This is a genomic window from Streptomyces viridosporus (genome assembly GCF_002078235.1).
In the GTDB taxonomy this organism is placed as follows: domain Bacteria; phylum Actinomycetota; class Actinomycetes; order Streptomycetales; family Streptomycetaceae; genus Streptomyces; species Streptomyces viridosporus.
The window spans coordinates 1-10,396 of sequence record NZ_MSGP01000164.1 but is presented as its reverse complement, the minus strand read 5'-3'; the positions used below and the strand labels follow the sequence as shown (position 1 = coordinate 10,396).

The following is a 10,396-nucleotide window of genomic DNA, read 5'->3' as shown; positions in this document are numbered from 1 at the left end:
GGCTGCGCGCCCGGCGGCCGGTCCCGGCCGCCGGGCGCGCAGCCGGGCCAGGGCGAAGGCCGCCCGCGCCTCCTCCAGGCCGTGGCCCAGCCTGCCGAACCGCTCCTGCGCCGACACCAACTGCGCCTGCGCGGCCCGGTGCTCACCGCGCGCGGCACGCACCAGCGCCTCGGCGCGGTCCAGTGCGGCCAGCACGCTCGCGCGGTCCAGGCGCAGCGCGTGCACCCGGGTGACGTTGATGAGTTCCTGCGCCTCGCCGGGTTCGCCGATGCACACCAGCGCCTCGGCGAGGTCACCGTGCCAGCGGCCCCGCGCCGGGTCGCTGATGCCCATGGCGTGCTCCAGCTCCCGCACCCGGCGCAGCGAGCGGACCGCGGCGGCCGCGTCCCCGGCGACCGACTGGGCGTAGCCGAGGGCGGCCAGGGCGCGGGAGAGGTACATCTGGTCGCCGTCCACCTCGGCGTGGTCCGCGGCCTCCCGGGCCAGCGCCAGCGCCCGGTCCACGTCCCCGCCCGAGGCCTCCGCCAGCGAGGCCAGCATCGCCGAGGCGCCCTCGCCGATCCCCGAGTCCCGGGCCAGCCGCAGGCTTTCGCGGGCCAGGTGCAGTGCCCGGCCGCAGTGCCCGGCCCGCAGCTCCGTGTCGGCGAGGAAGCGCAGGAAGTGCACCTCGCTCTCGACCATGCCGCGCCGCCGCGCCTCGCGCAGCAGCGCGGTGATGGCCGTGCGCGCCTCCGGCAGCCGGTCGCTCATCAGCAGCCACCGGAACCTGGCCATGCCCGCGCCGTTGTGGTGGCAGGCCACGTAGGGGTCCTGAGGCTCCTTCAGGGCCCGCTTGATGGTGGCGGGGGCCTCCGGATGACCCATCAGGGTCTCGGTGGAGGACTGGAAGGCGAGCGCCATCAGCTCGGTGCGCCGGTCCTCGCCCCGGGCGGCCAGCTCCGCCGCGTGCGCGGCCTCCTGCCGGGCCTTGGCGAAGTCGCCGTCCACCACCAGCTCGCGCCAGGCCAGCTGGTAGTGGACCAGGGCGAGCAGCCGGGGGTCGTCGCCGGCGTCGGCCAGCACCTGCGGGAAGACGGCGTCGACCTCGCCGAGCGCCTGCCCGGCCGCCTCGATGACCACCATCCAGGCCCGCACCCGCTCCGCCGGCACCGTCGCCCGGGCCAGCACCTCCCGCGCGATGTCCCGGGCCAGGTCGGCCTCCCCGGCGGTGATCGCGTCCTCGGCGGCCTGCAGCCGCCGCTCGTCCGGGCCCGGCACGCTGTCGGCCGGGGTGTGCCGGGCGGCGAGCAGCCCGAGCGAGGCGGCGACCGAGGGCGCCCCGCGGTCCCGGGCCAGCGCGGCGGCCTCGGCGAGCCGGGCCGCCACCTCCGGATCGGTGCCGGTGGTCGCCAGGGCCAGGTGCCGGGCCCGCTCGATCGGGTCGGAGGCGGCCATGGACAGCGCGGTGTGCGCCGCCCGCCGCTCGTGCGCCGGTGCCTCCGCGTACAGCGCGGCCGAGATCAGCGGATGCGCGAAGCGCAGGGCCGGCTCCTCCGGATCCGTCGTCAACAGCCCCAGGGCGGCGGCCTGCGCCGTCTCCGCCTCCGCGTCGTCCCGGCCGGCCGCGTGCAGCAGCGCCAGGGTGGGCCGGGCTCCCGCGCTGGCCACCAGCAGGGTGCGCCGCGCCTCGTCCGACAGCATCTCCAGGCGGCTGAGCACCAGGGCCCGCAGCGAGGTCGGCACCGGCAGCGGCTCGCCCGGGCGGGGACGGGCGGGACTCTCGGCCAGGGCGCGGCCCAGTTCCAGCGCGAAGAGCGGATTGCCGCCGCTGGTGCGGTGGATGTCACGGACCGTGGAACGGGACAGACCGGTGTAGCCGCGGTGGTCGAGCAGCGCGGACACCTGCGTACGGGAGAACGGGCCCAGCCGCACGGCGCGCGTGTCCGGCGGGCAGGCGCGCAGATGACGGTCGTACTCCTGGCCCTCCGTGCGCACCGCGCACACCATCTGCACCGGGGTGTCGCCCAGCCGCCGGGCCGCGAAGCCGAGGAGTTCGGCGCTGGCCGAATCCAGCCACTGCAGATCGTCGGCGACGACGAGGACCGGTCCCTCGGCGGCCAGCGCGCGCAGCGTGGACAGCACCGCCAGGCGCAGCGCGAGCCCGTCCCGCCGGAGGGTGGACTCGCCGCGTCCGGTGAGCGCCGACTCCAGGGCGGTGCGCTGGGCGGCGGGCAGCCGGGCGGAGACCCCGTCGAGGACCAGGCCGAACAGATCGGCCAGCGCCAGGAACGGCAGATGGGATTCGGACTCCGTGGCCGAACAGCGCAACACCGTCCGCGCCGCACCGGCGTTTTCCGCCGCAAGTGCCCGCAGCACGGTCGACTTTCCTATTCCGGCGGGCCCGTGGAGCAGCACGCTCCCACCGCGGGCGAGCTGCTCGCGCGCGTCGGAGAACAGCTCCTCCCGTCCTATGACCAGGTCGGGGCGGCACCTGGCAGGCTCCTTGAAGTCCCGTCGCACGGTCACCGCTCCCCTCCGTGTGGCGTGTCCCGGCCAATATTAGGCAACGGGTCCTTTAATTTCGGACGGACGGTGTGGTGAGGGATATAACAGCGGGCCGGGCAACGATAAATCCAAAGCCGTACTCGTGGTAATGGCCCGCCCGGGAAAACACCGCAAACCTACGGCAACCACCCCGCCCGCGGGTACCCCTCGACCGTCCCGGCCGTCACCCCGGCCCTCCCCTGCCCGGAGGGCGTGGGGCCCCGGGGGCGGCCACCGCGCCGGCCGCCCTCACCGGGCCGGCCGTCGCCTGTTCACCCCTTCACCCCTTCACCACGGCTCCGCACGGGCGCGCACCCCCGTTCGGGGGTAGAGAGACCTGCGTCACGGATCGCACGATGCCGCAGAGCCGCCGGGCAACGGTCCGGAACCGAGGAGGACAGATGACGACGGCGACCGAAGAGTTCCGCAGGGCCAGGGACTTCCTGCTGGAACACCGTGAGGACTACGCCACCGCCTACCGGGACTTCGCCTGGCCCCGGCCCGAGCGGTTCAACTGGGCGCTCGACTGGTTCGACGTGATCGCGGACGGCAACGACCGCACCGCCCTGCACCTCGTCGAGGAGGACGGGAGCGGGACCCGGCTGTCCTTCGCCGCGCTGGCGCGCCGCTCCGACCAGGTCGCCAACTGGCTGCGGCAGCGGGGCGTGGGTGCCGAGGACCGGGTGCTGGTGATGCTGGGCAACCAGGCCGAGCTGTGGGAGACCGCCCTGGCCGCGATGAAGCTGCGCGCCGTGGTCATCCCGGCCACCCCGCTGCTCGGACCGGCCGATCTGCGCGACCGCGTCGACCGGGGCCGCGTCCGGCACGTGATCGTGCGCGCCGCGGACACCGCGAAGTTCGACGAGGTGCCCGGCGACTACACCCGGATCGCGGTCGGGGAGGGCGCCGGGGATAGCTGGCAGCCCTACGCGGACGCGTACGGCGCCGCCGAGCACTTCGCGCCCGACGGGCCCACCCTCGCCGACGACCCGCTGATGCTGTACTTCACCTCGGGCACCACCGCCCGGCCCAAGCTGGTCGAGCACACCCACACGTCGTACCCGATCGGGCACCTGGCCACCATGTACTGGATCGGTCTGCGCCCCGGCGACGTGCACCTGAACATCTCCTCGCCCGGCTGGGCCAAGCACGCCTGGTCCAACCTCTTCGCCCCGTGGAACGCCGAGGCGACCGTCTTCCTGCACAACTACACCCGCTTCGACGCCGCCCGGCTGATGGCCGAGATGGACCGGGCGGGGGTCACCACCTTCTGCGCCCCGCCGACCGTGTGGCGCATGCTCCTCCAGGCCGACCTGACCCGGCTGCGCACCCCGCCCCGCGAGGTCGTCGCCGCGGGCGAGCCCCTCAACCCCGAGGTGATCGAACAGGTGCGCCGCGCCTGGAACGTGACCGTCCGGGACGGCTTCGGACAGACCGAGACCGCCGTGCAGGTCTCCAACAGCCCCGGCCAGGCCCTCAAGACCGGCTCCATGGGACGCCCCAGCCCCGGCTACCGCGTCGAACTGCTCGACCCGGTCTCCGGCGCGCCCGGCGCCGCCGAGGGCGAGATCGCGCTCGACCTCTCCGCGCGCCCGGTGGGTCTGATGACCGGTTACCACGGCGATCCCGACCGCACCGCCGAGGCGATGGCCGGCGGCTACTACCGCACCGGCGACATCGGCGCGCGCGACGCCGACGGCTACATCACCTACGTCGGCCGCGCCGACGACGTGTTCAAGGCGTCCGACTACAAGATCTCCCCCTTCGAGCTGGAGAGCGTGCTGCTGGAGCACGAGGCGGTCGCCGAGGCGGCGGTCGTGCCCGCCCCGGACGAGCTGCGCCTGGCGGTGCCCAAGGCGTACGTCGTGCTGGCGGAGGGCTGGGAACCCGGCCCCGGCACCGCGAAGACGCTCTTCGAGCACTCCCGCCAGGCGCTCGCCCCCTACAAGCGGATCCGCCGCCTGGAGTTCGGCGAGCTCCCCAAGACCGTCTCCGGCAAGATCCGCCGCATCGCCCTGCGCGAGGCCACGGCCGCCGGTTCCGTGAACGAGTACCGCGAGGAGGACTTCCGGTGACCGCGCTCTCCCCCGCACGACTCTCCTACGCGCACGGCACGAGCACGACCCCGCTGCTCGGCGACACCATCGGCGCCAACCTGGACCGGGCCGTCGCCGCGTGGCCCGACCGCGAGGCCCTGGTCGACCTGGTCTCCGGACGGCGCTGGACCTACGCCGCGTTCGGCGCCGCCGTCGACGAGGTGGCCCGCGGGCTGCTGGCGAAGGGGGTCGAGAAGGGCGACCGGGTCGGGATCTGGGCGGTCAACTGTCCCGAGTGGGTCCTCGTGCAGTACGCCACGGCCCGCATCGGCGTCATCATGGTCAACATCAACCCGGCCTACCGCGCGCACGAGCTGGAGTACGTGCTCCGACAGGCCGGGATCTCGGTGCTGGTCTCCTCGCTCGCCCACAAGGGCAGCGACTACCGGGCGCTGGTGGAGCAAGTGCGCGGGAAGTGCCCGGAGTTGCGGGAGACCGTCTTCATCGGCGACCCGTCCTGGGACGCGCTGACCGCGGGCGCGGCCACCGTGCCGCAGGAGCGGGTGGAGGCGATCGCGGCCGGGCTGAGCTGCGACGACCCGGTCAACATCCAGTACACCTCGGGCACCACCGGCTTCCCCAAGGGCGCCACGCTCTCCCACCACAACATCCTCAACAACGGCTACTGGGTGGGCCGCACCATCGGCTACACCGAACAGGACCGGGTCTGCCTGCCGGTGCCCTTCTACCACTGCTTCGGCATGGTCATGGGGAACCTGGCCGCCACCTCCCACGGCGCCTGCATCGTCATTCCGGCCCCCTCCTTCGACCCGGAGGCCACGCTGGAGGCCGTCCAGCGGGAGCGCTGCACCTCGCTCTACGGCGTGCCCACCATGTTCATCGCCGAGCTGAACCTCCCCGGCTTCGCGCGCTACGACCTCACCTCCCTGCGCACCGGCATCATGGCGGGCTCGCCCTGCCCGGTGGAGGTGATGAAGCGGGTCGTCGCCGAGATGCACATGGAGCAGGTCTCCATCTGCTACGGCATGACCGAGACGTCCCCGGTGTCGCTGCAGACCCGGAGGGACGACGACATGGAGCACCGCACCGGCACCGTCGGCCGGGTCCTGCCGCACATCGAGGTCAAGGTCGTCGACCCGGCCACCGGGGTGACCCGGCCGCGCGGCAGCACGGGGGAGCTGTGCACCCGCGGCTACAGCGTGATGCTCGGCTACTGGAACGAGCCCGAGAAGACCGCCGAGGTCGTCGACGCGGGCCGCTGGATGCACACCGGGGACCTCGCGGTGATGCGCGAGGACGGGTACGTGGAGATCGTCGGCCGCATCAAGGACATGATCATCCGGGGCGGGGAGAACGTCTACCCGCGCGAGATCGAGGAGTTCCTCCACACCCACCCCGAGATCGCGGACGTCCAGGTCGTCGGCGTCCCGCACGAGCGCTACGGCGAGGAGGTCCTCGCCTGCGTCGTCCCGCGCGACCCGGCCGATCCGCCCACCCTGGAGGACCTGCGCGCCTTCTGCCGGGACCGGCTGGCCCACTACAAGGTCCCGAGCAGGCTCCAGATCCTGGACGCCTTCCCGATGACGGTGTCCGGAAAGGTGCGCAAGGTGGAGCTGCGGGAGCGGTACGCGGCCGGCTGACCCCGCTCGGAGGCCCCGCTGCGGGCCGGCGCCGTGCGGGTCAGCCGACGGCCCGGCGGAAGACCTGCCGGGAGCCGCCCTCCGGGCCCGGTCCGGTCGCCTCCGCCGGGGTGAAGCCGAGTCGCTCGTAGAAGACGCGGGCGCCGCTGGCCGCGGCACCGGGGTGGTCGGCCCCGAAGGTGACGACCTCCAGGTGCCCCGGTCCCCGCACCCACCTGCGCGTCGCCTCCGCCATCAGCGCCCTGCCGACGCCCGTGCCCCGGGCCCGCTGCGACACGACGAGCCAGTGCACGTGGTGGGCGGGCGGCTCGGCCCCGAACAGCAGTCCGCCGAGGAGGTCCGGCCCCGACGAGACGGCGACGAGCGCCATGGAGCGGGAGATGTGCGCGCGTACGGCGTCGTGGAAGCCGGCCTCCTCGACCATGGGGCCGAACCACTGCTCCACCTGGGCCGCCAGACCGAGGAAGCCGGGGAAGTCCCGCTCGTGCGCGGGTCTGATCGTCACCCGGGGCGGCCCGGCGGGCGCCGCCCCCTCCTCCCGGAGGTCGAGGCGCATGCACACCCGCGGCCACCGGGCGAGGCCGTGCCCGGACTCCTCGGCGCGGATCCGGCGCAGGCCGGGCGTGAGGTCGGACCCGGCCAGCGTCCGGAAGCCGAGCCGGGCGTAGTAGGGGGCGTTCCACGGGACCTCGGCGAAGGTGGTCAGGGTCAGGGCGGCCAGGCCCTCCGCGCGGGCGTGGGCGGCGGCGTGGGCGATCAGGGACCGGCCCACGCCCCGGCCGGCGGCGCGCGGGTGGACCGAGACCTGCTCGACGTGGAGCGCCCCGTCCACCGGTTCGGCGATCAGGTACGCGGCGGGCCGGTCCCGCTCGTCGGCCGCGACCCAGCAGCGGCCGGCCCGCCGGAAGCGTTCCAGGGTGTCGAGCGCGGGCGGTTCGTCGTCGGCGATCTCCGGCATGCCGAGGTCGCGGAACGGGGCGCCGGCGGCCCTTTCCACGTCCTGGAGGGCGGGCAGGTCGCCGAACGCGGCGGGGCGGATGCGCATCCGCCGAGTATCGGACGGCGGCCCCGGGGCTGTCGCCGGGTTTTCAGGCCCCGTCGGCGTCCAGCGCGTCGGCGGGGCCGTTCACCGGCTGCGGGACGCCGGTGGGGTCGAGCAGGAACAGCGGGACGCCCAGGGCGTCGGCACGGGCCCGGGCGTCCTCGGCGTATCCGGCGAGGGAGAAGTACAGGCACCGGGCGGACTCCGTCATCGCCGTCAGCCACAGGCACTCCACGTCCCGCAGCGTCGCCGGACGCGCCGACGGATCGACCTGGGCGAGAACACCCCGGCCGGCCAGCCCGACGCCGGCCGGAAGGCACCGGTGCGCACGGCGGACGTCCTCGTGGCCGAGCCGGCGCAGGTACAGCACGGCGGCCGTGACCGCGTCCCGCGCGGTGCGGATCGGCACGGAGCGGAAGGCGGGACGCCCCGGGGGCTCCGGGAGCGAGGCCGAGGCCGTCGGGGCGGCCGGGGCGGGGGCCCGCGGGCCGGCCACCGGGATCCGCAGCACCGTCCCGCACGGGCACCCCAGCTCCGGTCGCGGCCACTCGCCGTCGTGCCCGCAGTGACCGCACCGCACGGTGACCCACTCCTCCTGCCAGGCGCGGTGGCCGACGGGGACGGGCACCGCGTCCGGGGCCAGGGGCGGGGCGACCGGCGCGCCGCACGCGCAGGGGTACGACGGTGCCGTGTAACGGTGCGCGCGGCGGCAGACCGGACAGCGCACCGGGACGCTTTCGGGCATGGCCCACTCCCGGACGGCGGCATCTCTGGCAGCGCCCCCATCGTCCTCCACGGACCCCGCGTGTGTCCGGCACTTGCCCGCATGCGGAATGACTCACCGCGGGGCGCGACGGGAGTGCGCATCCGGCAGTCGGAGCAGGAGTGCTCGATGGCTCGAACGGCCGCTGCCCGCACGGCAGTAGAGATCCTCGGGCGAGAGGGCTTCGCCGACGCGTCCGGCGCGGCGAAGGCCGACCCCCGGGCGCAGGTCGTCGCGCTGGCCGGCGACTCCGACTTCCCGTTCATGAGCGAGGAGTTGGCGACCGAGCCGGGGCACGCCCCGACGTCGATCAGGACGCTGAAGGTCTGACGCGTACGGACGGGTGCGGGGCCGGCCCCCTTCCGGACCGGCCCCGCAGGCGCGTTCAGTCCCCGCCGCCGCCTCCGCACCCGCCGCCTCCGCCGCAGGAGTGGAGGCCGCCGCCACCGCCGTAGGTGCCCCCGCGCGGGGAGTGCCGCAGCCCCCTGTCCGCCACCGTCGCCCGCTCGGTCAGCCCCGCCCGCAGCGCGAACCGCGGGACGATCACCCGCAGGGCCGCCTCGCCGTGCAGGGCGACGGCGAGCAGCTTGTCGCGGTCCGGCAGGCCGCGCCGGCTCACGGGCACCGGATACGCCTTGCGCAGGACCCGCAGCCGACGCCGGGCGGCCCCGGTCGGCCCGAGCGGCAGCGGATACCGCAGCAGCCCCGCCTCCGCGAGCCCGACCCGCACCTCGGCCACCGCCCAGCGGACGTCCGGATGCCGGACCAGCTCCCGCAGCTCGGACGGCTCCTCGAGGCAGGAGTACACCGCGCTCTCCAGGAACAGCGCCCGCTGCGCACCGGTGACGGCGTCCGCCGGCCCCGCCTCGTGCGCGGACCGCGGGTCCGACGGGATGCCGGGCGGCGGGAACGCGGGCAGGGCCCGACCCGCCTCCCCGTCGACCGCGTGCATCGTCCCCGGCGCGCCCGCCTCCACGGCGCCCCGCAGGTGCAGCGCGACGACGGCGACCGTGACCGCGGCGCGCGGACCGCCGCCCAGCAGGGCGATCTCGTACGGCGTCCACCGGACGCCCGTGCTGTCGCGCATGGTGCGGCACCCCCTGAACCGGGGCCCGCCCGCCCCCGTGCCGGCGGGCCCCGCGTGCGGGAAGTGTGCCCGCCGGGCGGGGTGGCCGAAGCCTCCCGGGGGCCGGTTCAGAGGTTGATTTGAGCATGCCGTAGCCGGGGTACGGCCGAAGCCGTAGACGCGCCGGGGCGTCCCGGCGCCGGACGCGTTCAGGCGTCGTGGTGCTCCGACAGGCCCGGCCAGTCGTCGGGGCCGCCGCCCTGCCACTCGATGACGTCGGTCCCCTCGACGTCCGTGACGTACAGATCGGCCAGCCGCAGGATCTCGCTCACGTCGTCGACGTGCGTGGCGAGGCCCAGCGTCTCGTCGTCGGAGGTGACCCGCCGCGAGCCGTCCAGGGCCGGAGGATGCACCACGATGTGCGGATGCTCGGTGGGATGTGCCATGTCCCCAGGCTGCTGCGCACCGGGCCGGCGCGCACCCCGGGCGCGACGGGGCGGCGGCAGGCGCCGCCCGGAGGTCCGGGCGCACCGCACGATCGTCCTCCCCAGCACCTCGAAGACCGGCCGGGCCCCGTCGGAGTCGGCCTGCTCGCCGCCGGCCATGTGGGACAGCACCGCCTCGACGGCGCCGGCCTCGCCGCCGGACACGGGGACGTCGGGCTCGGTGGCCGACTCGTGGACCACGAGGCCGACTCGTCGCACCACTTGCGCTCGTGGCTCGCCCGGGAGATGAGCGAGACGTGTGTTCGTCGTCGGCGAAGACAGTCGTGCGGCACAGCCGCTCCTGCCAGGGTGTGCTCATGAGTACGACACCAGACGGACGGCCCATTCCTCCCGCGCACGCGGACGAGCGCGCCATGCTGGAAGCATGGCTGGACTTTCACCGTGCGACTCTCACCCTGAAGTGTTCGGGCCTGAAGGACGACCAATTACGGCTTGCCGCGGCGTCACCCTCCTCGATGACACTGCTCGGCCTCGTGCAGCACATGGCCGAGGTGGAGCGCAACTGGTTCCAGCGTGTTTTCGCAGCTCAGGACTTGCCGCCGGTTTTCGGGGAGGGCAACCTGGACGGCTTTGCCCTTCAGCCGGAACGAGGGCTCGACGAGGCGGTGGCCGTCTGGCAGGCGGAGGTCGCTCGAAGCCGTGAGCTGGTCGCCGAAGCCTCGCTGGACGACTTCGGCCGCCTGTCCGAACAGGAAGCGGGTCACGTGGGCGATCAGGGAGTCTCCCTGCGCTGGATCATGGTGCACATGATCGAGGAATACGCGCGTCACAACGGTCATGCCGACCTCATCCGCGAGCA

General features: G+C 74.6%; 9 protein-coding genes and 2 pseudogenes. 4 read left to right on the top strand and 7 right to left on the bottom strand.

Annotated features, from left to right (window positions below; genetic code table 11):
* Window positions 1-2,505, bottom strand: a 2,505-nt coding sequence (locus tag B7L92_RS12770) for an ATP-binding protein (RefSeq protein ID WP_081237536.1), incomplete at its 3' end; no start/stop codon positions are given.
* Window positions 2,506-2,924: 419 nt separating this feature from the next.
* On the opposite strand from B7L92_RS12770, the gene B7L92_RS12765 reads away from it, so the two are divergent.
* Together B7L92_RS12765 and B7L92_RS12760 are read left to right on the top strand one after the other, a co-directional pair.
* Window positions 2,925-4,598 (top strand): AMP-binding protein, encoded by a 1,674-nt coding sequence (locus B7L92_RS12765; protein ID WP_081237535.1) that lies wholly within the window; start codon window positions 2,925-2,927, stop codon window positions 4,596-4,598.
* Window positions 4,595-6,220, top strand: a complete 1,626-nt coding sequence (locus tag B7L92_RS12760) for an AMP-binding protein (RefSeq protein ID WP_081237534.1) — start codon at window positions 4,595-4,597, stop codon at window positions 6,218-6,220. Before B7L92_RS12765 ends, B7L92_RS12760 begins: the two co-directional genes overlap by 4 nt.
* 40 nt (window positions 6,221-6,260) lie before the next feature.
* Here B7L92_RS12760 and B7L92_RS42285 read toward each other — a convergent pair whose 3' ends face one another.
* From B7L92_RS42285 to B7L92_RS12750, 3 genes and pseudogenes are all read right to left on the bottom strand, one after another.
* Complete coding sequence (locus tag B7L92_RS42285) at window positions 6,261-6,776, bottom strand: GNAT family N-acetyltransferase (RefSeq protein ID WP_438363989.1); 516 nt, start codon at window positions 6,774-6,776, stop codon at window positions 6,261-6,263.
* Between the two features lie 96 nt (window positions 6,777-6,872).
* Window positions 6,873-7,178: pseudogene (locus B7L92_RS43880) on the bottom strand (GNAT family N-acetyltransferase); the annotation flags it as partial.
* A gap of 130 nt (window positions 7,179-7,308) precedes the next feature.
* The gene (locus B7L92_RS12750) at window positions 7,309-8,007 is read right to left on the bottom strand and encodes a hypothetical protein (protein ID WP_081237532.1); all 699 of its coding nucleotides are present in this window, start codon (window positions 8,005-8,007) and stop codon (window positions 7,309-7,311) included.
* Between the two features lie 147 nt (window positions 8,008-8,154).
* Between B7L92_RS12750 and B7L92_RS12745 the strand changes: the two genes are divergently transcribed.
* Window positions 8,155-8,355 carry a thiamine pyrophosphate-dependent enzyme gene (locus tag B7L92_RS12745; protein ID WP_143626312.1) on the top strand — a complete coding sequence of 67 codons (201 nt, stop codon included), beginning with the start codon at window positions 8,155-8,157 and terminating at the stop codon, window positions 8,353-8,355.
* Between the two features lie 55 nt (window positions 8,356-8,410).
* Here B7L92_RS12745 and B7L92_RS12740 read toward each other — a convergent pair whose 3' ends face one another.
* The 3 genes and pseudogenes from B7L92_RS12740 to B7L92_RS12730 form a co-directional block, all read right to left on the bottom strand.
* Window positions 8,411-9,112, bottom strand: coding sequence for a hypothetical protein (locus B7L92_RS12740; protein WP_081237530.1), 702 nt, complete (start codon window positions 9,110-9,112; stop codon window positions 8,411-8,413).
* Between the two features lie 188 nt (window positions 9,113-9,300).
* Window positions 9,301-9,537, bottom strand: a complete 237-nt coding sequence (locus B7L92_RS12735; protein WP_081237537.1) for a hypothetical protein — start codon at window positions 9,535-9,537, stop codon at window positions 9,301-9,303.
* Between the two features lie 81 nt (window positions 9,538-9,618).
* Window positions 9,619-9,750: pseudogene (locus B7L92_RS12730) on the bottom strand (NAD(P)-binding domain-containing protein); the annotation flags it as partial.
* Window positions 9,751-9,893: 143 nt separating this feature from the next.
* Between B7L92_RS12730 and B7L92_RS12725 the strand changes: the two are divergent.
* On the top strand, window positions 9,894-10,396 hold a 503-nt coding region (locus B7L92_RS12725), incomplete at its 3' end, for a DinB family protein (RefSeq protein WP_107501465.1).